This is a genomic window from Pseudomonas sp. MOIL14HWK12:I2 (assembly GCF_000510745.1).
Taxonomy (GTDB): Bacteria; Pseudomonadota; Gammaproteobacteria; order Pseudomonadales; family Pseudomonadaceae; genus Chryseomonas; species Chryseomonas oryzihabitans.
In genome coordinates this window covers 1-22,177 of the sequence record NZ_AZOA01000007.1, presented here as the reverse complement: position 1 = coordinate 22,177, position 22,177 = coordinate 1, and the positions used below count along the sequence as shown (strand labels likewise).

At 67.2% G+C, this 22,177-nt stretch carries 17 protein-coding genes and 3 pseudogenes; 15 read left to right on the top strand and 5 right to left on the bottom strand.

Annotation, left to right across the window (positions count from 1 at the left end; translation table 11 throughout):
- Window positions 1–37: 37 nt before the first annotated feature.
- The 6 genes from PSK12I2_RS0103175 to PSK12I2_RS0103150 all read left to right on the top strand — a co-directional run bounded on the left by PSK12I2_RS0103175 (window position 38) and on the right by PSK12I2_RS0103150 (window position 7,112).
- The gene (locus tag PSK12I2_RS0103175; RefSeq protein ID WP_027597270.1) at window positions 38–970 is read left to right on the top strand and encodes a sugar ABC transporter substrate-binding protein; all 933 of its coding nucleotides are present in this window, start codon (window positions 38–40) and stop codon (window positions 968–970) included.
- A gap of 219 nt (window positions 971–1,189) precedes the next feature.
- Window positions 1,190–2,695: a sugar ABC transporter ATP-binding protein gene (locus tag PSK12I2_RS0103170; RefSeq protein ID WP_027597269.1), complete on the top strand. Its 1,506-nt coding sequence runs from the start codon at window positions 1,190–1,192 to the stop codon at window positions 2,693–2,695.
- 14 nt (window positions 2,696–2,709) lie between these two features.
- Window positions 2,710–3,474 carry an SDR family oxidoreductase gene (locus tag PSK12I2_RS0103165; protein WP_027597268.1) on the top strand — a complete coding sequence of 255 codons (765 nt, stop codon included), beginning with the start codon at window positions 2,710–2,712 and terminating at the stop codon, window positions 3,472–3,474.
- A 153-nt stretch (window positions 3,475–3,627) separates the two neighbouring features.
- On the top strand, window positions 3,628–4,428 hold the full coding sequence (locus PSK12I2_RS0103160; RefSeq protein WP_027597267.1) for an SDR family oxidoreductase: 801 nt from the start codon (window positions 3,628–3,630) through the stop codon (window positions 4,426–4,428).
- A gap of 175 nt (window positions 4,429–4,603) precedes the next feature.
- Window positions 4,604–5,554 carry a sugar-binding transcriptional regulator gene (locus tag PSK12I2_RS0103155; RefSeq protein WP_027597266.1) on the top strand — a complete coding sequence of 317 codons (951 nt, stop codon included), beginning with the start codon at window positions 4,604–4,606 and terminating at the stop codon, window positions 5,552–5,554.
- A 139-nt stretch (window positions 5,555–5,693) separates the two neighbouring features.
- Entirely contained in the window at window positions 5,694–7,112 is a 1,419-nt protein-coding gene (locus PSK12I2_RS0103150) for an MFS transporter (protein WP_027597265.1), read from the top strand.
- A gap of 13 nt (window positions 7,113–7,125) precedes the next feature.
- Here the strand turns inward: PSK12I2_RS0103150 and PSK12I2_RS25390 are convergent.
- From PSK12I2_RS25390 to PSK12I2_RS0103140, 3 genes and pseudogenes are all read right to left on the bottom strand, one after another.
- Window positions 7,126–7,722, bottom strand: a pseudogene (locus PSK12I2_RS25390) (methyl-accepting chemotaxis protein); the annotation flags it as partial.
- A gap of 309 nt (window positions 7,723–8,031) precedes the next feature.
- Window positions 8,032–8,691 (bottom strand): annotated as a pseudogene (locus tag PSK12I2_RS25385) (MCP four helix bundle domain-containing protein); the annotation flags it as partial.
- Window positions 8,692–8,850: 159 nt separating this feature from the next.
- Window positions 8,851–12,321 (bottom strand): acyl-[ACP]--phospholipid O-acyltransferase, encoded by a 3,471-nt coding sequence (locus PSK12I2_RS0103140; protein ID WP_027597263.1) that lies wholly within the window; start codon window positions 12,319–12,321, stop codon window positions 8,851–8,853.
- 268 nt (window positions 12,322–12,589) lie between these two features.
- Here PSK12I2_RS0103140 and PSK12I2_RS0103135 point away from each other — a divergent pair, with 268 nt between their 5' ends.
- Entirely contained in the window at window positions 12,590–12,799 is a 210-nt protein-coding gene (locus PSK12I2_RS0103135; RefSeq protein WP_007160189.1) for a cold-shock protein, read from the top strand.
- A 416-nt stretch (window positions 12,800–13,215) separates the two neighbouring features.
- On the opposite strand, the gene pap is transcribed toward PSK12I2_RS0103135, so the two are convergent.
- The gene (gene pap / locus PSK12I2_RS0103130; protein WP_027597262.1) at window positions 13,216–14,700 is read right to left on the bottom strand and encodes a polyphosphate:AMP phosphotransferase; all 1,485 of its coding nucleotides are present in this window, start codon (window positions 14,698–14,700) and stop codon (window positions 13,216–13,218) included.
- 200 nt (window positions 14,701–14,900) lie between these two features.
- Here pap and PSK12I2_RS0103125 point away from each other — a divergent pair, with 200 nt between their 5' ends.
- From PSK12I2_RS0103125 to PSK12I2_RS0103090, 8 genes are all read left to right on the top strand, one after another.
- Complete coding sequence (locus tag PSK12I2_RS0103125) at window positions 14,901–15,866, top strand: CHAD domain-containing protein (RefSeq protein ID WP_027597261.1); 966 nt, start codon at window positions 14,901–14,903, stop codon at window positions 15,864–15,866.
- A gap of 75 nt (window positions 15,867–15,941) precedes the next feature.
- Complete coding sequence (locus tag PSK12I2_RS0103120; protein ID WP_007160186.1) at window positions 15,942–16,205, top strand: PepSY domain-containing protein; 264 nt, start codon at window positions 15,942–15,944, stop codon at window positions 16,203–16,205.
- A 115-nt stretch (window positions 16,206–16,320) separates the two neighbouring features.
- Window positions 16,321–17,163, top strand: a complete 843-nt coding sequence (locus tag PSK12I2_RS0103115; protein ID WP_027597260.1) for an STAS domain-containing protein — start codon at window positions 16,321–16,323, stop codon at window positions 17,161–17,163.
- A 10-nt stretch (window positions 17,164–17,173) separates the two neighbouring features.
- The gene (locus PSK12I2_RS0103110) at window positions 17,174–17,599 is read left to right on the top strand and encodes an STAS domain-containing protein (protein ID WP_007160184.1); all 426 of its coding nucleotides are present in this window, start codon (window positions 17,174–17,176) and stop codon (window positions 17,597–17,599) included.
- Window positions 17,600–17,603: 4 nt separating this feature from the next.
- Window positions 17,604–17,957: an ATP-binding protein gene (locus tag PSK12I2_RS0103105; protein ID WP_027597259.1), complete on the top strand. Its 354-nt coding sequence runs from the start codon at window positions 17,604–17,606 to the stop codon at window positions 17,955–17,957.
- Window positions 17,954–18,934, top strand: coding sequence for a SpoIIE family protein phosphatase (locus PSK12I2_RS0103100; RefSeq protein ID WP_027597258.1), 981 nt, complete (start codon window positions 17,954–17,956; stop codon window positions 18,932–18,934). Before PSK12I2_RS0103105 ends, PSK12I2_RS0103100 begins: the two co-directional genes overlap by 4 nt.
- Window positions 18,927–20,684, top strand: a complete 1,758-nt coding sequence (locus PSK12I2_RS0103095; protein WP_027597257.1) for an ATP-binding protein — start codon at window positions 18,927–18,929, stop codon at window positions 20,682–20,684. Before PSK12I2_RS0103100 ends, PSK12I2_RS0103095 begins: the two co-directional genes overlap by 8 nt.
- Entirely contained in the window at window positions 20,677–21,789 is a 1,113-nt protein-coding gene (locus tag PSK12I2_RS0103090; protein WP_027597256.1) for a response regulator, read from the top strand. The genes PSK12I2_RS0103095 and PSK12I2_RS0103090 overlap by 8 nt, the downstream gene beginning before the upstream one ends.
- 180 nt (window positions 21,790–21,969) lie before the next feature.
- Here PSK12I2_RS0103090 and PSK12I2_RS0103085 read toward each other — a convergent pair.
- A pseudogene (locus tag PSK12I2_RS0103085) lies at window positions 21,970–22,177 on the bottom strand (IS110 family transposase); the annotation flags it as partial.

The following is a 22,177-nucleotide window of genomic DNA, read 5'->3' as shown; positions in this document are numbered from 1 at the left end:
GTCACCGCAGTACAACAATAACAACGGAGTGCCATCCATGCTGACCCCCAAGAAGCTGTTGCTCAGTACCCTGTTCGCCGCCATCACCTGCACTGGCGCCCTCAATGCCCAGGCCAAGGAACTCACCGTGGGCCTGGCCGTGGCCAACCTGCAGGCCGACTTCTTCAACCAGATCAAGCAGGCCGTCGAGGCCGAGGGCAAGGCCAAGGGCATCAAGGTGATCACCGTGGACGCCCAGGGCAATTCGGCGACCCAGGTCAACCAGATCCAGGACCTCATCACCCGCCAGGTCGACGCCCTGATCTACATCCCGGCCGGCGCCACCGCCGCCGGTGTCCCGGTCAAGGCGGCCAAGGCCGCCGGCATCCCGGTGGTGGCGGTGGACCGCAACGCCCCCGACGCCCCGGGTGACACCTTCATCGCCAGCGACAGCGTCGCCGCCGCCCGCACCCTGGCCGAATACGTCGGCAAGGTCACCAACGGCAAGGGCCGCGTCGCCATCCTCCAGGGTCAGATCGGCACCACGCCGGAAAACGATCGCGCCAAGGGCTTCGCCGAAGGCCTGGCCAAGTTTCCCGAGCTGAAGGTGGTTGCCCAGCAGCCCGCCGAGTGGGCCCAGGACAAGGGCTTCGCCGTGGCCCAGGACATGCTCCAGCGCGATCCCAACATCAGCGTCTTCTTCGGCCGTGCCGACGCCATGGCCCTGGGCGCGGCCCAGGCGGTCAAGGTGGCCAACCTCGACCATCCGGTGACCATCGTCGGCTTCGACGGCGACGTGGCCGGTCTCAAGGCCGTGGCCGCCGGCACCCTGTCCGCCACCATGACCCAGCAGACCCGCAAGATGGGGCGCATGGCCCTGGAATCGGCGGTGGCGCTCAAGGAGGGCAAGCAGGTGCCCAAGGAGCAGCTGCAGGAGGCGATCCTGACCACCAAGGATAACGTCGCCCCCTTCATCGAGAACCACCCGTAACCACGATCTGCTGCGCGTCGGCCAACCTGCGTTGAATACAACCTGGATCGCCAGCCCGGTCGGAATGCTCATTTACCACTCGTAAACTTGAGCGCAAGCCCGGTCCGCGTCCTCAGCTGTATTCGCCTTGGTTGGCTCTAGCTCGCGAGATCGTGTTGGCTCCTGCCCAAGGTGCCTCCCTAGGGAGGCACCGTTTCAGCTCCCCCCTTCGGAGGCTCCATGTCCGCCGTCATGCCCCTGGAACAGCCCGCGGCCCTCAGCCTGAGAAACATCGGCAAGAAATACGCCGGCATCGAGGTGCTGAGCGGCGTGGACGTCGATATCCAGCCCGGCGAGGTTCTGGCGCTGCTCGGCGAGAACGGCGCCGGCAAGTCCACCCTATCGTCGATCATCGCCGGCCTGGTGCCGCCCGAAGCGGGCGGGCGCATGACCTGGCTGGGTCGCGACTACGCCCCGGATTCCCCCGGCGCCGCCCTGGCCGCCGGCATCGGCCTGATCCACCAGGAGATCCGCCTGCTGCCGGAACTGACCATCGCCGAGAACATGTTCGTCGGTCGCCTGCCCATGCGCGGTGGCCGCATCGATCGCGCCTTCATGGAAACCGAGGCCCAGCGCCAGCTGGATCGCCTGGGCCTGAAGGTACCCGCCACGCGCACCGTGGCCGGTCTCAGCGTGGCCGCCCAGCAACTGGTGGAGATCGCCAAGGCGCTGACCCTCAAGGCGCGCCTGCTGATCCTCGACGAACCCACCGCGGCCCTGGGTGGCGAAGAGACCGAGTTGCTGTTCGCCCAGGTCGAGCGACTCAAGGCCGAGGGCGTCTCCTTCATCTACATCAGCCATCGCCTGGAAGAGATCGCCCGCATCGCCGACCGGGTGCTGGTCTTGCGCGACGGCCGCCAGATCGCCCTGCACGCCACCGCCCAGGTGCCGGTGCGGCAACTGGTGGAAGAGATGGTCGGCCGCAGCGTGGAGCGCATCTTCCCGGCCATGGCCGCGCCCGCTGCCCGCGAGGTGCTGCGGGTGAAGGGCCTGAGCTGCCGCGAGATGCCACTCAAACACATCGATTTCAGCGTGCGCGCGGGCGAAGTCTTTGGCGTGGCCGGAGTGGTCGGTGCCGGGCGTACCGAGCTGGTCCGCGCCATCGCCGGCGCGGCCGAGCAGGTCACCGGCGAGCTGGTGCTGGAAGGCCAGGCCTGTCGCTTCGCCAGTCCCTACGACGCCATCCATGCCGGCATCGTGCTGGTGCCCGAGGATCGCAAGCAGCAGGGCGTGGTGGTCGATCACGCCATCGAGGAAAACCTCATCTATGGCAACACCGACCTGCTCGCCGGTGGCGGCTGGGTCTCGCCCGGCGGCCTGCGCGCCTTCGCCCGCAAGGCGGTGGCGCGGCTCGGCGTCAAGGGCCAGCCGGAGCAGGCCATCGCCGCCCTGTCCGGCGGCAACCAGCAGAAGGTGATCATCGCCAAGTGGCTGGCGCGCAATCCCAAGGTCTTCATCCTCGACGAGCCCACCCGCGGCATCGACGTCGGCGCCCGCGCCGCCATCTACCAGGTGATCGCCGAACTGGCGGCCACCGGCATGGCGGTGATCGTGGTCAGCTCGGACCTCGACGAGGTCCTCGGCCTGTCGCATCGGGTCATGGTGATGAGCCGTGGCCAGCAGATGGGCATTCTCGAACGTGAACAGGCCACTCCGGTGGCCGTGATGGAACTGGCGACCGCCTGACTAGGAGTTTTCCCATGCGTCTCTTCGATCTCGGCGGCCAGACCGCCTTCGTCACCGGTGCCGGCAGCGGCATCGGCCAGGCCATCGCCGTCGGACTGGCCGAGGCCGGGGCCCAGGTGGCCTGCTTCGACCTGCCCGGCAGCCGCGACCTCGCCGGTACCGTCACGCGGATCCAGGCCCACGGCCGCCGCGCCCTGGCCTTGGAAGGCTCGGTGACCAGCGCCGCCGACCTGGAAGCCGCCGTGGCCCGTACCGAGGCCGAACTCGGCCCCCTGAGTCTCGCGGTCAACAGCGCCGGCATCGCCAACGCCCAGCCGGCCGAGGAGCTGGAACTGGAGCGCTGGCAGCGCATGCTCGACATCAACCTCACCGGGGTGATGCTCAGTTGCCAGGCCCAGGCGCGGGTCATGCTGCCGCGCGGCAAGGGCGCCATCGTCAACATCGCCTCCATGTCCGGCAGCATCGTCAACCGCGGCCTCCTGCAGGCCCACTACAACACCTCCAAGGCCGGGGTCATCCACCTGACCAAGAGCCTGGCGATGGAGTGGGCCGAGCGCGGCATCCGCGTCAACTGCATCAGCCCCGGCTACACCGCCACGCCGATGAACACCCGTCCCGAGGTGGCCGACCAGGTCAAGATCTTCGAGCAGACCACCCCGCTGGGCCGCATGGCCGAGGTGGAGGAAATGGTCGGTCCGGCGATCTTCCTCTGCAGCCCGGCCGCATCCTTTTGCACCGGGGTGGATCTCATCGTCGATGGCGGCTTCGTCTGCTGGTAACGCCTTTCACGATCTGCTGCGCGTCGGCCAAACGGCGTTGAAAAGACCTTCGGAATGCTCATTTACCGCTCGTAAACTCCGCTTCCTCAGGTCTTTTCGCCTAGTTTGGCTCTAGCTCGCGAGATCATCGACTATAGCCCTAGGAGGTTTCACGTGGAACGTCGCTTCGCAGGTCAAACCGTGGTCATCACCGGCGGTTGTCGGGGCATCGGTGAGGGTATCGCCGAGCGCTTCGGGCGTGAGGGCGCCAACCTGGTGCTGGTCTCCAACGCCGAGCGGGTGCATGACACCGCCGCGCGGCTGGCCGCCGAGACCGGGGCCGAGGTGCTGCCGCTGGTGGTGGACATCACCGACGAGGCGGCGGTGGCCGACCTCTATGCCCAGGCCGAGTCGCGCTTCGGCCGGGTCGACGTCTCGGTGCAGAACGCCGGGATCATCACCATCGATGCCTTCGACCGCATGCCGCGCGAGGACTTCGACCGCATCCTGCAGGTCAACACCACCGGCGTCTGGCTGTGCTGCCGCGAGGCGGCCAGGCGCATGGTCGCCGCCGGGCGTGGCGGACGCCTGATCAACACCAGCTCCGGCCAGGGGCGCCAGGGCTTCATCTACACGCCCCACTATGCGGCGAGCAAGATGGGCGTCATCGGCATCACCCAGAGCCTGGCCCACGAACTGGCGCGCCACGGCATCACGGTCAACGCCTTCTGCCCCGGCATCATCGAAAGCGAGATGTGGGACTACAACGACCGCGTCTGGGGCGAGATCCTTTCCACCCCGGAAAAGCGCTATGGCCAGGGCGAACTGATGCGGGAATGGGTCGGCAACATCCCCATGAAGCGCGCCGGCACCCCGGCCGATGTGGCCGGCCTGGTGGCCTTCCTCGCCTCGGCGGACGCCGCCTACATCACCGGCCAGGCGATCAATGTGGACGGTGGCCTGATCATGTCCTGATCGACCCCCGGGGACGCCAGGCCGCAAAAGCCTTGGCGTCCAGCGGGAGGCTGAGGGAAAATAGCGGGAAAATGCGCCTTTCTAACAGCCAAGTGCCTACTTTTTGAGGGTTTGTCACGGCCGCCCCGGCCCGGCAGCCCTGGGTGCAACCTAGCCGCCGGTACCGGAAATCTGGATGAGTAATCTCGAAGAACAACGCCTGCTGACCAAGATCGCCTCCCTCTACTACGAAGAAGGGCTCAAGCAGTCGCAGATCTCCGAACAGCTCGACCTGTCGCAATCCTTTGTCAGCCGTGCCCTGAGCCGAGCGCTCAAGGAAGGCATCGTGCGCATCTCGGTGCAGCGCCCGCGCAACTTCCACCTGGAGCTGGAGCGCCAGCTGCAACAGCGCTACGGCATCCGCCAGGCGATCGTGGTGGAGCCCACCGGTGACGACGAAGAGGCCATCAAGCAGGCCATCGGCTCGGCCGCCGCCCACTATCTGGAAACCAGCGTCACCGAAAAGGACCACATCGGTATCTCCTCCTGGAGCTCCACCATCCGCGCCATGGTCGGCCACATGCACCGCGGCAGCAGTCGTCAGGGCGCGACCGAGGTGGTGCAGCTGCTCGGCGGGGTCGGCAACAAGGGCGCCTTCGAAGCCACCCTGCTGACCCAGCAACTGGCCAATCTGCTGGGTTGCCCGGCCTATCTGCTGCCGTCCCAGAGCATCGAGCAGTCGCCGGAAAGTCGCCAGCGCATCCTGCAGCTGGACGAGGTGCGCGAGGTCACCGAACGCTTCGCCCGGCTCACCGTGGCCCTGGTTGGCATCGGCGAGCTGGAGCCGTCGCAGCTCCTGCGCAACAGCGGCAACTATCACGGCGAGGCCATGCTGGAAGTGCTCGCCGCCCGCGGCGCGGTGGGCGACATCTGCCTGAGGTACTTCGACGCCCAGGGCCGACCGGTGCTGGACGACAGTGAAGAGACCGTGGTCGCGGTGGACCTGCCGCAATTGCTGAAGATCGACCGCGTGGTGGGCTTGGCCGGGGGCCTGCGCAAGGTCAATGCCATCCGCGGCGCGCTGCAGGGCGGTTATCTGGATGTCCTGGTGGTCGATCTGCGCACTGCCCTGGCGATGGTACCGTGATCCACGCAAGCGGCTGCCAGAACCGGGCCGGAAAACGCGATTTCCTGCCAAACGGCCCACCCGGCACGGAAATCTTTGGCAACATTCGGCAAGGACTGATCCGTAAGCTGTAGGACGACTGTTCTCTGGATAGCGTCCCATGCCCTCAGCGTCTTCGGCTTCGGCCACTGCCCTGCCCGCCTCCCAGCGGGCCGCCGCCCTCTCGGCGCGTCTCGATCGCCTGCCGGCCACCCGCAGCCTGTGGCGCCTGGTGGCCCTGCTGTCCATCGGCGGTTTCTTCGAACTCTACGACCTGTTCCAGACCGCCTACATCAGCCCCGGGCTCCTGCGCGATGGCGTCTTCCAGACCGGCGCGGCCGGGGTGTTCGGCGTCTCCGACCAGGCCGCCTTCGCCGCGGCCACCTTTCTCGGCCTGTTCGTCGGCGCCAGCCTGCTCAGCCCCATCGCCGACCGCTTCGGCCGCCGGGCGATCTTTACCTGGGCACTGGTCGGCTACACCCTGGCGACCCTGGCCATGGGTCTGCAGACCACCGCCCTGGGGCTGATCGCCCTGCGCTTCGTGGTGGGCATCGGCCTGGGCCTGGAGCTGGTGACCATCGACGCCTATCTGTCGGAGCTGGTACCCAAGGCCATGCGCACCTCGGCCTTCGCCTTTGCCTTCGCCCTCCAGTTCCTTTCGGTACCGGCGGTGGCGCTGCTGTCCTGGTGGCTGGTGCCCCAGGCGCCGCTGGGCATTTCCGGCTGGCGCTGGGTGGTGCTGTCCAGTGCCGTCTTCGCCCTGTTCATCTGGTGGCTGCGCCAGCGCCTGCCTGAATCGCCGCGCTGGCTGGCGCAGCAGGGCCGGCTGGACGAAGCCGAACAGGGCGTGGAGCGCCTGGAAGCCGCCTGCCAGGCCGACAGCGGCCAGCCGCTGCCGCCACCCGCGGCGATCGTCGAAGAACGCGCCGTGAGCGCGCGCTTCGCGGCGCTATGGCAACCGCCCTATCGGCGGCGGGTGATCATGCTGATCGTCTTCAACCTGTTCCAGGCCATCGGCTTCTTCGGCTTCGGCAACTGGCTGCCGGCATTGCTCTCCGGCCAGGGTGTGAGCCTGACCCACAGCCTGGGCTATGCCTTCGTCATCACCCTCGCCTATCCGCTGGGGCCGCTGCTGTTCGTGCGCATCGCCAACCGCTTCGAGAACAAGTGGCAGATCGTCGGCTCCGCCCTGGGGACGGTGGGCTTCGGCAGCCTGTTCGCCCTGCAGCAGGGCGCCCTCGGTCTGATCCTCTGTGGCGTCGGCATCACCTTCTGCAACGCCTGGCTGACCTTTGCCTTCCACTCCTACCAGGCGGAGCTGTTCCCCACCGCCATCCGCGCCCGGGCGGTGGGTTTCTGCTATTCCTTCAGCCGGCTGTCGACGGTGTTCAGCAGCCTGCTGATCGGCACCCTGCTGGAGCGCCTGGGTACCCCGGGCGTGCTGGCCTTCATCGTCGCCAGCATGCTGATCGTGGTGCTGACCATCGGCCTGTTCGGCCCGCGCACCCGCAACCGGGCGCTGGAAGACATCGCCCGCTGAGGCAGGCCCGCGGTCAGAGGCGGAATTGCCGGACCGCGCCGTTCAGGTCGCCGGCCAGGCGCGCCAGGTCGGTGCTGGCGGCGGCGGTCTGCTCGGCCCCGGCGGCGTTCTGGGTGGAGAGGTCGCGGATGCTGGTGAGGTTGCGATCCACCTCGCGCGCCACCTGGGCCTGCTCCTCGGTGGCCGCGGAAATGCTCAGGTTGCGCTCGTTGATCTGCACGATGTGGCGAGCGATCTCGGCCAGCGCCTCGCCGGCGGCGGCGGCCACCGTCAGGCAGGCACCGGCCTGCTGATTGCTGGTGGCCATGGCGTCCACCGCCTTGCCGGCGCCGCCCTGGATGGCACCGATCATGTCTTCGATCTCGCCGGTGGACTGCTGGGTACGGGCCGCCAGGGCGCGCACCTCGTCGGCCACCACGGCAAAGCCACGCCCGGCATCCCCGGCGCGCGCCGCTTCGATGGCGGCGTTGAGCGCCAGCAGATTGGTCTGTTCGGCGATGCCGCGGATCACGTCGAGCACCCCGCTGATGCGCTGCACCTGGCCCGCCAGGCCGTCGATCTCGCCGCTGCTGGAGGCCACCGCGCTGTGCAGGGCATGAATGGTGGCGAGGGTTTCCTCGACCCGGCGCTGACCGAGATCGGCCGAGGTGCGCGAGTCCTGGGCGGCAGCGCTGGCGGCCGCGGCATTGCGCGCCACCTCCTCCACCGCGGCGGTCATCTGATTGACGGCGGTGGCCGCCTGGGCCAGCTCGTCGTTTTGCCGCTGGATGCCGCGCAGGCCGGTCTCGGTGACCGTCGACAGCTCTTCGGAGGTGGACGCCAGGGTGGTGGACGACAGGGTCAGCCGTTCCAGGGTGCCGCGCAGGTTGTCCTGCATTCGTGCCATGGCCGCCAGCAGCCGGCCGGGTTCGTCGCGCCCGTCGGGCTCGATCGTCCGGCTGAGATCGTTGGCAGCGATGCGCTCGGCCACCGCCAGGGCCTTTTCCAGCGGCCCGGTGAGGCTGCGGGTGAAGCGCCAGGCCAGCAGCAGGGTACCGGCCAGGGCCGCCACCATCACCGCCACGGTGATGGCGATGGCGTTGTGGTAGCTGGCCATGGAGGCGGCGGCCAGGCGCGTGACCTTGCCATCGACCACCCCGGCGAGTTCGTTGACGGTGGCGCTCAGGGCATTGCCGCTGTGGGCCATCTCGCCGTCCTGCCCGGCCAGCTTGAGCAACTCGGCGTCGTTCTGGTCGTCCAGCGCCTTGAGATAGCGATTCTGGTTGTTCAGGTAGGTGGCCAGCTGGCCGGTCATCCGGGTGTAGACCGCCCGCCCGGAGTCGGTGAGCAACAGGCCGTCGAACTGGCGCACATGCTGTTCCAGGCTGGCCTTGGCCGCGTCGATGGCCTTGTGCACCGCCTGGGTCTCGGCGTTGGAACTGGCCAGCATCAACCCCTGGTTCTGCATGCGCAGACTCAGCAGATCGGCGCGGATCTCGCCGATGGTCTGGACGCTGGGGATGACGTTGCCGACGATCTGCTCCTCGCTCTCCTTGATGACCCGATTCTGGCCCAGGGAAAACAGCCCCAGGCCGATCACCAGCAGGGCGAAGAAACCAAAGGCGACCAGGGCCCGCGGGGCGATGTTGAGGGAGCGTAGCTTCACCGGGAAGACCTCGAAAAATGATTAGCCCCCTCATGATCGGCCAAACGGCGCCAGGCTTTAGGGCTCGCCGGCGCCGGATGGACGAAATGCCGCCTAAACCTCCTCCGCCTCGTTTAACCGCGTCTGCGCCAGACGTTTCGCCCCGGCCACGTCGGCCTTGCCGGTCCCCAGTTTCGGCAGGCTGTCCACCGCCAGCCAGGCCGAGGGCAGCAGCAGTCCACCCACCCCCTGGGCCAGCAGGGTCTTCTCCACCGCCGCCGCGTCCAGGGCGCCGGTATGCAGCACCACGATGCGCTCGCCCTTTCGGGCATCCGGCAGATTGACCGCCTGCAGCTCGATCTCCGGATCGGCCACCGCCCTGGCCAGGGCCTGCTCCACGGCGCCCAGGCTGACCATCTCGCCACCGATCTTGGCGAAGCGCGAATAGCGGTCGACGATGGTGAGAAAGCCGTCCTCGTCCAGCCGGCCCTGGTCGCCGGTCACATACCAGCGCTCGCCGTCGATCTCGCGGATGGCCTTGGCGGTGCGCTCGGGATCGTTCAGGTAGCCCTGCATCAGCTGCGGCCCGCCGATCAGCACCATGCCGGCCTCGCCGGTGGGCAATTCGGCAAAGGTCTGGGGATCGACGATCTTGAAGCCGGTCCCCGGCAGCGGCATGCCCACGGTGCCGAGCTTGCCGCCGCGCTGCACCTGCAGGTAGCTGACGTCCAGGGCATCGGGCAGGTTGACCGAGGCCACCGGGGCGGTCTCGGTGGCGCCGTAGCCTTCGTAGATGTCCTGGTTGAACTTGAGCTTGAAGGCCTCGCGCACCGCCGGATCCAGGCGTTCGGCGCCGGCCACCACGATGCGCAGGCTCTCCAGCATCAGCGGATGCACCTTGGTGTTGCGCACGAACAGCCGCAGGAAGGTCGAGGTGCCGCAGAGCACCGTGGCGCGATGGGTCGCCACCGCCTTGGCGATGCCGGCCACGTCGGTAGGATCGGCCTGGCAGACCACCGGCACCCCCTCGATCAGCGGCAGGAACTGGGTCACCGTGAGACCGAAGGCGTGGAACAGCGGCAGCGAGGCCATGAAGACGTCATCGTCCTGGGTATTGAGCACGTCCGAGGTCTGCTTGAGATTGGCCATCAGGTTGCGATGACTGAGCATCACCCCCTTGGGCGTGCCCTCGCTGCCACTGGAGAAGAGGATGGCGGCGGTGGCCTCGGGATCGTGGGCGCGACTCACCAGCACCTGCAGCATGGCGGTGGGCAGCAGCCAGACCGCCAGCCAGTTGGCCAGCAACTCGGCCTTGCCGATCCCGGCGCGCAATGCCTCCAGATCCACCACCTCGCGCCCGGCGAGCAACTCGTCCACCGGCAGGCCGCGCTGGCGCAGGCGCTCGAGAAAGCGCGTCGAGGTGTAGACGGTGCGGATACCGGCCTGGTCCAGGCCCGACGCCAGGGCCTCGGGCGTGGCCGTGTAGTTGAGATTGACCAGCGTCTTGCCGGCCAGCAGCACCGCCATGTTGGCCAGCATGCCGCCGCTGCTGGTGGGCAGCAGCAGACCCAGATTGGCCTCGGGCCGCTTGCGCATCCGCCGCGCCAGGCAGGCGGCGCCGGTGAGCGCCTGGGCGGCCTTGAGCGGAGCGCCCAGGTCGTCGATCAGCGCCAGGCCATTGGGTCGGCGCCTGACGCTGGCCACCCAGGCATCGGCCAACGACGGCAGGCCCTGCATGTAGCGCTCCCAGGAGCGGATCGACAGCTCGAAGATCCGCCGCTTGAGCACGTCGGCTGGAGTGTCCTTGGGCAACGCCTTGCCAAAGGCCACCACCACCTCGCGGTGCAGCGGACTGTCGCGCAGTTCCTTGAGCTTGCTGGAAGAGCGGGAGAACTGGCTGCCCCAGAGGCCGCGCAGGTAGAAGGGCACGATCTGCACCTCGGGCCCGACCCGCTCGCAGGCCTTTTCGTAGCCGCGGCGGAATTCGCCGAGTTGCCCGGTGCGGCTGATCGCCCCTTCCGGAAACAGGCAGACCACCTCGCCCGCGCTGAGCAACGCCGCCACCTGCTCCAGCGCCGCCCCGGCACCGTTGCCCTGGGCGATGGGCAGGCAGCCCATGGCCTTGAGGAAGGGCTTCAGGTACCAGCGCTCATAGATCGAGCGCAGCATCACGAAACGCACCGGGCGCGGACTGGCGATCTGCACCATGGCCCAGTCGACCCAGCTGATGTGATTGCCCAGCAGCAGCACCCCGCCCTGGGCCGGCAGGTTCTGCAGCCCCTGCACCTGGATGCGGTAGTGGCGGGTGACCATCAGGCCGAGCAGAAAGCGCACCAGACTCTGCGGCAGCTTCCACACCGTGTAGGCGCCGCCGATCAGCGCCACCGCGGCGATCAGCAGCAGCAGCCAGCGACTGTCCAGGCCGAGCAGGGCGATCACCGCGGTGAGCACCAGAAAGCTCAGCATGGCGACGTTCTGCACCCAGTTGTTGGCCGCCAGCACCGTGCCGAGCTGGTCTTCCCGGGCATGGAACTGGATCAGGGCGTTGAGCGGCACGATGAACAGCCCGCCCATCAGCCCGATGAAGACGAAGTTGAGCGCATGCACCAGCGCCGAACTGGGCGCCGGCAGCCACCACAGACCGAGGGCGATGCCCAGGGCACCCACCGGGATCAGGCCGGTCTCGATGCGCCCGCGCGAGGCCCGGCTGGCCAGCGCCGAGCCGAGGGCGATGCCGATTCCGGCGCAGGCCAGGATGCCCTGCAGCAGCAACACGTTGTCGATGCCCAGGTGATCCTTGGCATAGGCCGGAAAACTCGCCAGCAGCACCTGGCCCACCGACCAGAACACCGCCAGGCCGATGATCGACAGGCGGATCACCGGATTCTCGCCGATCACCGCCAGGTTCTGCCGGGCGCTCTGCAGCCGCACATAGGCATGCCAGTCGAAGGGTGCACGCGGCCTGGGCTCTTCCAGCAGCGGCAGGCGATAGAGCAGCGCCACCTCGGCCAGGCTGCAGAGCACCAGCAGCCAGCCCAGCGGGGCGATGTCCTGCAGGATGGCGTGAGGCGTGGCCTGGTCCGCGCCCAGGTGCAGCTGGAAGAAGGCGGTGAAGACCACGGTGCCGGCGAGGATGGCGATGATGGAATTGGCCTGCACCAGGCCATTGCCCTCGGCCAGCCGCTGCTTGCCGAACAGCGCCTTGATGTAGCCGTACTTGGCCGGCGAATAGAAGGTCGCCTGGATGGCCAGCAGGAGCGTCATGGCAAAGGCCAGCTCGAACAGCCCGGCGTAGTAGGCCAGGGTGATGCCGAGGGTGATGGCCACCGCCGCCCAGCCGCCGAGGCGCAGCACCCGCACCTTGGCGAAGCGATCGGCGACATGGCCGGAGGGGCTGAACAGCAGGATGAAGGGCAGCAGCATCATGCCGTTGACCAGCGCGGTCAGCACCACCTGGGTGGAACCGTCATAGACCTTGAACACGGTGTTCTGGATGACGATCTTGTGGCCAAGATCGACGAAGGCGTTGAGAAAGACGGCGATCAGGTAGGGCCAGGCCCCCTTGATCCGGTGCAGCTTGTCCATGCGGAGTCTCTTTCGAGCAGGGGAGTCCGTAGCCTGAGTGAGACGCTCAGGCAGCGCAAGCAGCGCCATTGGTCAACAAATATGCGAATCAGGGCTATACAAGCTCGCGAAAGCGCGTATGGTGTAGGCACTGCTACTGCAATAGTTACTCGATACCTGCTTGATGTTGCTTCATTTTCATCTCCTGGCTCGTCTCACTCTCGCATTACAGTCCCGCTAGCGAATGTCTCGCTAACGTGGTTGTTCCCCCTACATCCTGGAGATACTCATGTCCAATCGTGAAAATGGCACCGTCAAGTGGTTCAACGATGAGAAAGGCTACGGCTTCATCACCCCGGAAAGCGGCGCCGACCTGTTCGTGCACTACCGCTCCATCGAAAGCGCCGGCTTCAAGAGCCTGAGCGAAGGCCAGAAGGTCACTTTCGTGGCTGTCAAAGGCCAGAAGGGTATGCAAGCTGACCAGGTTCAAGTCGTCTAACGACTGATCCGGTTGCAGAAAGGCCCCACTTCGGTGGGGCTTTTTCGTTTCTGGGATTCGGGTTTTGCGGGATTGCCCATCTCCGCCACAAAGACGCTGATTGCCCAAACCACCCAAAGCCTCAGGCGCGCCCAATGCCCCTTCCAGCAGGGCGAACGCAATCGTTGCGCAAGGGTCGAGCGGCATGGATGCCGCGAGAGTCGCGAGGGCCATGGAAGGCCCTTCGCGGCGGGCCCCTGGAGCGGCGATGGAGGGAGTGGACCCCGGCGCAGCCGGGGCCGGATGGAGGGGCAAGCGTTTTTGGTTACTTTTGTCCGGGGCGCGCAGCCGCGACTGGCAAAAATGACTCGCCCGATGGGGCGAAACAAGAGGTAGCCGCAAACCTCGATAATCAGCCAAACAGCCCTGGCATTGGCTTACCCCTTGTCGTACGCCCGCTGCAGCGCCTCATTGAGCGTCCGCACCACCTTCACCCGGGCGAACCTCTTGTCGTTGGCCTCCACCAGGGTCCAGGGCGCGATGGCGGTGCTGGTCTGGACCACCATGTCGTTGACCGCCTGGCTGTAGAGATCCCACTTGTCCCGGTTGCGCCAGTCGTCCTCGGTGATCTTGAAACGCTTGAAGGGCGTTTCCTCGCGGGCGCGAAAGCGTTCGAGCTGGGTGTCCTGGTCGATGGCCAGCCAGAACTTGGCCAGCACGATGCCGGCGTCGTGGAGCTGTTCCTCGAAGTCGTTGATCTCGCCATAGGCCCGCTGCCAGTCGGCGACGGGCGTCAGCTCCTCGACCCGCTCCACCAGTACCCGGCCGTACCAGGAGCGATCGAAGATGGTGAAGTTGGCCTGCCGCGGGATGTGCCGCCAGAAGCGCCAGAGATAGGGCTGGGCCAGCTCCTCGTCGCTGGGTGCGGCAACCGGGACGATGCGGTACTGGCGCGGATCCAGGGCGCCGGTGACCCGGCGGATGGCGCTGCCCTTGCCGGCGGCGTCGTTGCCCTCGAAGGCCGCCACCAGGGCATGGCGGCGATACTTCTTGTCGCGCAGCAGCCGCGCCAGGCGCGCCTGTTCGGCGAGCAGCTGGTCTTCGTAGTCGGCCTTGTCCAGGCGCTGGGTCAGATCCATGGCTTCCAGCACGCCACGACCATCCACCGGTGGCGGTACTACGGCGGCTGCCCGGCGCTGCTTGCGCGGCTTGTTGGCCAGGGCCCGCTGCAGCGCCTTGAGCAGCACGGTGCCGACGGTCAGGCTGCGAAAGCGCTCGTCGAAGCCGGGCACCACGTGCCAGGGGGCGTAATCGTGGTGGGTTCGCCGCACCACCCGTTCGCCCTCCTTGACGAAACGGTCGTAGACCTTGGCCTGGCGCCAGTCCAGCGGACTGAGCTTCCAGCCCAGGCGGGGATCGTTCTTGAGGTGCTTCAGGCGCTGCTTGAGCTGCGGCTTGGAGAGGTGGAACCAGAACTTGAGGATCAGCGCGCCTTCGTCGGCCAGCATGCGCTCGAAGCGTTCCGCCTGGCCAATGGCGGCATCCAGCTCGACGCGACTGAGTTCCTTGTTGACCCGGCCGTGCAGCATCTGGCTGTACCAGTTGCCAAAGAAGACGCCGGTCCGGCCCTTGCCCGGCAGGCGCTGCCAGTAGCGCCAGGCCGGGGGATGCTGGCGCTCCTCGGCAGTGGGCTGGAGAAAGGTCTCGACGCGGATCAGGCGTGGATCCATCCACTCGTTGAGCAGCTTGACCGTCTCGCCCTTGCCCGCCCCCTCGATGCCATTGATGAGCACGATCACCGGGAAACGGCCCTGCGCCTTGAGTTCGTACTGGGCGGCCAGCAGTGCCTCGCGCAGCTTGGGCAGCTTGGCGTCGTAGGTGGCCTCATCGAGCAGGTGTTCGTTTTCGGCGGCTTCGAACATCCGGATCTCCTTGCGCAGGTGGTCGGGCAACTATAGCCCTTCTGACCCGGCCTGCGGCAGGCGGTGCCCCGCATTAGGCGGCATGAAGGAAATATGACGTTTAGATGAAATTTGGCATCTCCCGCTGTCGTGGAGGTCTTTCATACCGTTACGCTCCCGCGCAAGCGGGTGCGGCAGTCCACCCTATTGAGGAGAGTTCGATGGCCTTTCGTTTCGATGCACGGCAACCGGCTGACGAGGAAGTCCGCCGCGTGGTGACGGATCGTCTGGTGCAGGCTGAAGCGTCCCTGGCGAGCGGTACCCCCAAGGGCGTCCACGAGACACGCAAGCGCCTCAAGGAATTGCGCGCCCTCCTGCGGCTGCTGCACGGCGCCCTGGGCAAGCGCGCCTTCGCCAGTCGCAATCGGCGGCTGCGCGACCTGGGCCGCGAGCTGTCGTCGTTGCGCGACAGCGCCGCCCTGGTGGAAAGCTGGGACAAGCTGGGCGAATCCGACCGCAAGAGATTCGCCTCGCCGGCCATGAAGCGTGTGCGTCAGCGGCTGCAGGAGCGCGCCGACCAGCAGATCGCCGCGGCCAGCGGCCATCCCGAATTGCTCGAGGAACTGACCGCCATGCGCGAGGAGGTGGCCGGCTGGAAACTGTCCGGCAAGGGCTTCGCCCTCTTCGCCCGCGGCCTGGAAGACAACTACAAGGCCGGGCGCCAGGCGCTCAAGACCGCGCGCGACAAGCCCACCGACGACACCCTGCACGACTGGCGCAAGCGGGTGAAGGATCACTGGTATCACACCCAGCTGCTCGCCGCGGCCTGGCCGGCGGAATTCAAGACGCGGCAGAAGAGCCTCAAGCGCCTGTCGGAATACCTGGGCGACGATCACGACCTGGCGGTGATGCAGCAGCTGCTGCTGGACGAGCCGACCCTGTTCGGCGCCAGCAACACCCGCCTGGCGATCGGCGAAAGCCTGGCCCAGCAGCGCGAGCGGCTGCAGACGAAGGCCTTTTCCCTGGGCCTGCGCCTCTATCTGGACAAGCCCACTGCCCTCGCCGAACGCTGGCGAGATCTCTGGCGGCTGGCCAGCCGCCCCTATGCCCCGCGCAAGACCAAGGGCCAGAGCGCCAAGGCCCCTGCCGGACTGCTTCCGCACCTGGTCGAGGAATCGTCAGTCTAACGTCTGCGCCAGACGGGATTTGTCGCGCGTGCTGGTGGTCCAAGTCTGGGCACACCACCACGCCGAGGTCTCGCGATGAAATCCAAGCTGCTCGCTTCCCTGTTTGCCTGTTCCGTCCTGGCCAGCACCGCCGCCCTGGCCGATCAGCCCGGCGCCGACTGGATGCCCATGAACGACGTCAAGTCCAAGCTCATGGAGCAGGGCTACACCTCGATCACCAAGATCGAAGCCGATGACGGTCAGTGGGAAGGCGAAGGCATGAAGAAGGATGGTATGAAGTACGACTTCCATGCCGACGCCAAGACCGGCAAGATCACCAAGGAAAAGATGGACATGTGATCTCTCGGGGATCCGGCCACGCGCTCGGATCCCCACCGACACCTGCGCCTCTTCCTGCCCGCTCTCTGCCTGGTCGGCTCGTCCTGAGCCACCTTCTTGTCACCTAGGAACCCCCATGTACAGTACCGCTTTGGTCGAGCTGCTGCGCACCCACGAGCGGTCGCTGCTCGATGCCTGGATCGGCGCCCAGCGCGCGGCCGGCATGCGCATCGACCTGCTCGATGAAACCACCATCCTGGCCAACTCCGCCGAATTGCTGCGCCGCATCACCGTGGCCGCCGCCCAGGGCCTGGGCAATCTGCGCGAGCCGCACTGGCAGCCGGTGCGCGCGCTGCTGGAGCGCTTCTCCTTCGACCAGAGTCGCGCGGGCCTGACGCCCGCGCAGACGGCGACCTTTGTCTTCTCGCTCAAGGAACCGCTGTTCAACCTGATCCAGAACGAGTGCGACGATCCCCTCGCCGAGATCTGGGCCGCCACCCGGCTGATCGACGATCTCGGTCTGTACAGCATGGAAAGCTTCATGAGCGGTCGCGAGACGGTGATCCGCGAGCAGCAGGAAAGCATGCTGGAACTGTCCACCCCGGTGGTGGAGCTGTGGGACGGCATCCTGGCCATCCCGCTGATCGGCGCGCTGGACAGCAACCGCACCCAGGTGGTGATGGAGTCGCTGCTGGAAAAGATCGTCCAGACCGGCTCGGACATCGCCATCATCGACATCACCGGCGTACCCACGGTGGACACCATGGTCGCCCAGCACCTGCTCAAGACGGTGACCGCCGCCCGGCTGATGGGCGCCCAGTGCATCATCAGCGGCATCCGCCCGCAGATCGCCGCCACCATCGTCCACCTGGGCGTGGACCTGGGCGACGTCATTACCAAGGCGTCCCTGGCCGATGCCTTCCGCCTGGCCCTGCGCCAGCAGGGCGTGCGCCTGGCAGCCCCGGCCGCCAAGGGTTAGGGAGCGCCTCATGATCGAGCGGATTCCGATTCTCAAGCTTGGACCCTTCCTGCTGCTGAGCATCCAGGTGGACATGCACGACCAGCTGGCGCTGGACCTGCAGGAAGACCTCACCGAGCAGATCGTGCGGCACAAGGCCAAGGGCGTGCTCATCGACATCTCGGCGCTGGAAATCGTCGACTCCTTCATTGGCCGGATGCTCTCCCACATCGCCCAGGTCTCGCGCATCCTCGATGCCAAGGTGATCGTGGTCGGCATGCAGCCGGCGGTGGCCATCACCCTGGTGGAACTGGGGCTGTCGCTGGAAGGCATCGCCACGGCGCTGAACATGGAAAAGGGCATGCGCCGGCTGGAAGCCATGGTCGCCGCGGACGAATCGCTGGAGGAGTCAGAGGGTGGCGAAGACACAGACGCTTCCACTCCGCCAGGAGACTGACATCGTGCTGATCCGTCAGCAGGTGCGCAAGGTCGCCGAAGCCATCCGCCTGGGCCTCATCTCCCAGACCAAGATCGTCACCGCGGCCAGCGAGATTGCGCGCAACGGCCTGGTCTACGGGCTGGGCGGCGAGTGCCTGATCGAGGAGACGCTGCGCGCCGGCAAGCCGGCGATCCGCCTGGTGATCCGCGATCACGGCCCGGGCATCGCCGATCTCGAGCGCGCCATGGTCGACGGCTACACCTCGGGCAAGGGCCTTGGCCTGGGCCTGTCCGGTTCGCGGCGACTGGTGGACGACTTCCACATCGACAGCCAGCCCGGCCAGGGCACCACCGTCGAACTCTGGAAGTGGCGATGAACGACCAGCCGTGCAGCCTGGTGCTGCCGGTGAGCACCAGCGTCCATGTCGATGCCGCCCGGCGCGCCCTGGTCCGGCTGGCCGGCACCGTCACCGCCGACGAAACCCTGCTCGGGCGCCTGACCATCGTCGCCCAGGAGCTGGGCTACAACCTGGTCCGCCATGCCGGGCACGGCGAACTCCTGGCCACCCTGGGCGGCGAAGGGGTGCTCGATGTCCTGGCGGTGGATCGCGGCCCGGGCATGCACGACGTCGCCCGCTGCCTGAGCGATCACTACAGCACGGCCGCGACGCTGGGCGCCGGCCTGGGGGCGATTCGCCGGCAGGCCGATGTGTTCGACATCCATTCGCGACCGGGTCAGGGCACCGTGGTGCTGGCGCGCTTCCATCTGGCCGGGACGCCCGGCAGCCGGTTGCAGCATGGCGCCCTGTGCACGCCGCACCCCGAGGAGCAGCTCTGCGGCGACACCTGGGCGGTCAGCGGGCGCCGCCTGCTGGTCTGCGACGGCCTCGGCCATGGCCAGCAGGCCGCCACCGCCAGTCGCCGGGCGCGGGAACTGTTCCTGCGCCATGGCGCGCACCTGCCCCTGCAGCGGCTGATGGAGAATCTGCACCAGGCGCTCATGGAAACCCGCGGCGCCGCCCTGGCGCTGGCCGAGCTGGACCCGGATCAGGGCCAGGTGAGCTTTTGCGGCATCGGCAACATCGCCGGGCGCCTGCTGGGCAACACCACACGCAGCCTGGTGTCCAACAACGGCACCCTGGGCTACCGGATCGGGCGGATCCAGACCTATACCTACCCCTGGACGCCCGGCACCCTGCTGGTGCTGAACTCCGATGGCCTGACGTCCAAGGTGGGACTGGGCGAGCACTCCGGGCTCGGGGCGCGCCATCCGGCACTGATCGCCGCCCTACTGCACCGCGACTTCCGGCGCTCCGCCGACGATGCCACCGTTCTGGTACTCAAGCATGTCTGACGTCTTGCCCCTGCTGACCCTCGCCCTGCACAGCGAGCAGGACATCGTGCACTGCCGCCAGGCCGCCAAGCGCCTGGCCGCGGCCATGGAGTGGCCGGCGCTGGAGCAGATCCGCCTGGCCACCGCGGTCTCCGAACTGGCGCGCAACATCCACCAGTACGCCGGCAGCGGTCACTTCGACTTCGCCCTGCTGCGTGGCGAAGACCTGCGCCTGAGCGGCCTGGAGGTGCGGGCGGTCGACCAGGGTCCGGGCATCGCCGAGATGGAGGCCATCCGCGCGGGCAGCTATCGCTCCAGCACCGGCATGGGCATCGGCCTGCGCGGCGCCCAGCGGCTGTTCGACGACTTCGACATCCAGACCTCCCCTGCCGGCACCTGCATCACCGCCCGCAAGTACCAGGCGCCGCGACCCTTTCCCGAGGCGGAGCAGCTCCAGGCGCTGACGGCCGAGCTGCAGGGCAGTCCGCCACCGGATCCCTACCAGCAGATCCGCCTGCAGAGCGAAGAGCTGCTGCTGACCAACACCGAGCTGCAGGTGCGCCAGTCGGAACTGGAGGTCACCAACAAGGAACTGGAAAACACCAACCAGGGCGTGGTGGCGCTCTATTCCGAGCTGGAAAAGGCCACCCAGGAGCTCAAGGAGGCCAGCGAGGCGAAGACCCGTTTCTTCTCCAACATGACCCATGAGTTCCGCACCCCGATCAACATCATCGAGAATGTCGCCAAGCTGCTCGCCAGCGGCGTGGACGGGGCGCTCAATGCCGAACAGCAGCGCCAGGTGCGCTTCATCAGCGACGCGGCGCTGGAACTGGCCAATCTGGTCGGCGAGTTGCTGGCGCTGGCCGAGGTGCAGTCCGGCCGCCTCACCATCGTGCCCCAGCCCTTTGCGCTGGGGCCTTTCATCGATCGCCTCGAACAGTTCGCCGCGGCCCTGGCGCCGCGCTATCCCCAGGTCAGCTTCAGCGTCGCCCCGCCGCCGGCCGGGGTGCTGCTGGATACCGACGAGAGTCGGCTGTTCCAGGTGCTGCGCAACCTGATCTCCAACGCCTTCAAGTACACCCCCAGGGGCCAGGTGCGCATCCAGGTGTTCCAGCCCGACGACGCCGGCCTGGAATTCCTGGTGGAAGACAGCGGCATCGGCATCGCCGCGGCGGATCAGCAGAAGATCTTCGAGGAATTCGAGCGGATCCGCTCGCCGCACCTGACCCATATCGAAGGCACCGGCCTGGGCCTGCCCCTGGCGCAGCGCCTCGCCGTGCTGCTGCGCGGCGAGCTGTCCCTCGACAGCGAAGTCGGCCGCGGCAGTCGCTTCACCCTGCGCCTGCCGCGCCACTACGCCAACCACCGGGCCGCCGAGCCGGAGCCCGATCTCAGCGGCCTCACCGTGCTGGTGATCGAGGACAACGAGGGCGATCGCTATCTGGTCCGGCGCACCCTCGAACGCCTCAATCCGGTCCTGCTGGAGGCGGACAGCGCCCGCAGCAGCCTGGACCGGCTCAATGCGGTGCGCCCGGACATCATCATCCTCGACCTCGACCTGCCCGACATCAATGGCGAGGACCTGCTCGCCAGCATGGACTGGAGCATGCACCGGCGGGTGCTGATCAATACCGCCCAGCCCCTCGACGAGGCGGGCCGCCAGCGCCTGCAGGACTACTGCCACGCCATCCTGTTCAAGCACGCCCCCGATCACGCCGAGCGGCTGCTGGCCGAGGTCTGCGCCCTGGCGCGGAGCCTGTCCGATGACTAGTGCCCCGCGCCGCATCGTCATCATCGACGACACCGAGGCCAATCGCTATGTGCTGCGCAAGATCCTCGGCAGCCAGAGCCACTACGAGGTGCTGGAAGCGGCCAGCGGTGCCAGCGGCCTGGCGCTGATCGACGAATCCGTCGAGCTGGTGATCATCGACGTCAATCTGCCGGACACCACCGGCTTCGAGCTGATCCAGGCCATCGAGCGCAAGTGCGGCTGGGGCCGGCTGCCGGCCATCATCAACATCTCGGCCACCTTCGTCTCCGGCAGGGACAAGGCCCAGGGTTTCAATACCGGCGCCCAGGCCTACCTGACCCACCCGATCAATCCGGAAGAGGTGCTGGCCACCGTCGGCGCCCTGCTCAAGGCCAGCTCGCGGGTCGGCCACATGGAGCAGCAGCGCAATTCGGCCATCGCCCGCAGCGAGAATCTGCAGGCGGAAAAGGTCATGCTCGAACGCTTCATGAGATCGCTCAACCACGACCTGCGCTCGCCGCTCACCGCCGCCACCATGGTGGTCAACCTGATGCAGCGCAATCCGGCGCGGCGTACCGACGATCTGCTGCAGACCCTGCACGACAACCTGCAGCGCATGAACCAGATGATCACCGATGTGCTGGACATCAGCCACATGAGCCTGGGCGGCGGCGTCCGCCTCAGTGGCGATCCGCTGGTGCTGGGTCCGCTGCTGAACGACGCCGCGGCCAACCTGCGCCTGCAGTTCGCCAATCATCTCGACCTGCGTCTGGAGACCCCGGCGCAGGAGGTGCTGTGGGACAGATACGCCTTCCTGCGCATCTTCGACAACCTGGTGCTCAACGCCGCCAAGCACGGCGAGGCGGGAACGCCGATCCGGGTCCGCCAGTGGCTGGCCGACGACCAGGTCATGCTGGAGTTGCGCAACCTCGGCCAGTTTCCCGACGAGGTCCTGGCCAACCTGGCCACGCCCTATTTCATCTCCACCCGCAGCGACAAGCGCGGCTGGGGCCTGGGCCTGCCCATCGTCAAGGCGCTCAGCGAAAGCTTCGGCGGCGAGGCGCGCTTCGCCAATGGCACGGGCGAGGTGGTCATCACTCTGCACCTGCCGCTGCGGCTGGCCTAGCGACTTTCGGGGCAGCGCGCCGCCACTATCCTGGTGCCGGTAGCGTGGAAAACCGCACAGCGTTTTCCACTGGTGCAAGACAGGACTTGGGCGACGTGGACAAGGCCGCGCCGTTGTCCACGCTACGACCTGGCCCAGCGTCCGTAGATACCATCTCTCCCATCAATCACAACAGGTCCTCTAAAGGGCCTGTCGTGGTTGATAAGGTCGCTGCGTCTTGAGCACACCATAGGCAATCTGCAGCAGTTTGCGCATGGCGGCGCCCAAGGCGCTCATTCGGGCTTTGCCGCGTGCCAGTAGTCGTTCATACAGCGCTTTCACGTCGGGGTTGCGCTCTTTGGCGACTATGGCGCCCATGTACAGCTTGGCTCTGATGAGCGGGGAACCG

Excerpts from the sequence above, each read along its gene's own strand:
- PSK12I2_RS0103140 (WP_027597263.1), bottom strand. The coding sequence starts at position 12,321 with ATGGACAAGCTGCACCGGATCAAGGGGGCCTGGCCCTACCTGATCGCC.
- PSK12I2_RS0103165 (WP_027597268.1), top strand. The coding sequence starts at position 2,710 with ATGCGTCTCTTCGATCTCGGCGGCCAGACCGCCTTCGTCACCGGTGCC.
- PSK12I2_RS0103170 (WP_027597269.1), top strand. The coding sequence starts at position 1,190 with ATGTCCGCCGTCATGCCCCTGGAACAGCCCGCGGCCCTCAGCCTGAGA.
- PSK12I2_RS0103115 (WP_027597260.1), top strand. The coding sequence starts at position 16,321 with ATGTACAGTACCGCTTTGGTCGAGCTGCTGCGCACCCACGAGCGGTCG.
- PSK12I2_RS0103100 (WP_027597258.1), top strand. The coding sequence starts at position 17,954 with ATGAACGACCAGCCGTGCAGCCTGGTGCTGCCGGTGAGCACCAGCGTC.
- PSK12I2_RS0103110 (WP_007160184.1), top strand. The coding sequence starts at position 17,174 with ATGATCGAGCGGATTCCGATTCTCAAGCTTGGACCCTTCCTGCTGCTG.
- pap (WP_027597262.1), bottom strand. The coding sequence starts at position 14,700 with ATGTTCGAAGCCGCCGAAAACGAACACCTGCTCGATGAGGCCACCTAC.
- PSK12I2_RS0103120 (WP_007160186.1), top strand. The coding sequence starts at position 15,942 with ATGAAATCCAAGCTGCTCGCTTCCCTGTTTGCCTGTTCCGTCCTGGCC.
- PSK12I2_RS0103175 (WP_027597270.1), top strand. The coding sequence starts at position 38 with ATGCTGACCCCCAAGAAGCTGTTGCTCAGTACCCTGTTCGCCGCCATC.
- PSK12I2_RS0103155 (WP_027597266.1), top strand. The coding sequence starts at position 4,604 with ATGAGTAATCTCGAAGAACAACGCCTGCTGACCAAGATCGCCTCCCTC.
- PSK12I2_RS0103090 (WP_027597256.1), top strand. The coding sequence starts at position 20,677 with ATGACTAGTGCCCCGCGCCGCATCGTCATCATCGACGACACCGAGGCC.
- PSK12I2_RS0103135 (WP_007160189.1), top strand. The coding sequence starts at position 12,590 with ATGTCCAATCGTGAAAATGGCACCGTCAAGTGGTTCAACGATGAGAAA.
- PSK12I2_RS0103150 (WP_027597265.1), top strand. The coding sequence starts at position 5,694 with ATGCCCTCAGCGTCTTCGGCTTCGGCCACTGCCCTGCCCGCCTCCCAG.
- PSK12I2_RS0103125 (WP_027597261.1), top strand. The coding sequence starts at position 14,901 with ATGGCCTTTCGTTTCGATGCACGGCAACCGGCTGACGAGGAAGTCCGC.
- PSK12I2_RS0103095 (WP_027597257.1), top strand. The coding sequence starts at position 18,927 with ATGTCTGACGTCTTGCCCCTGCTGACCCTCGCCCTGCACAGCGAGCAG.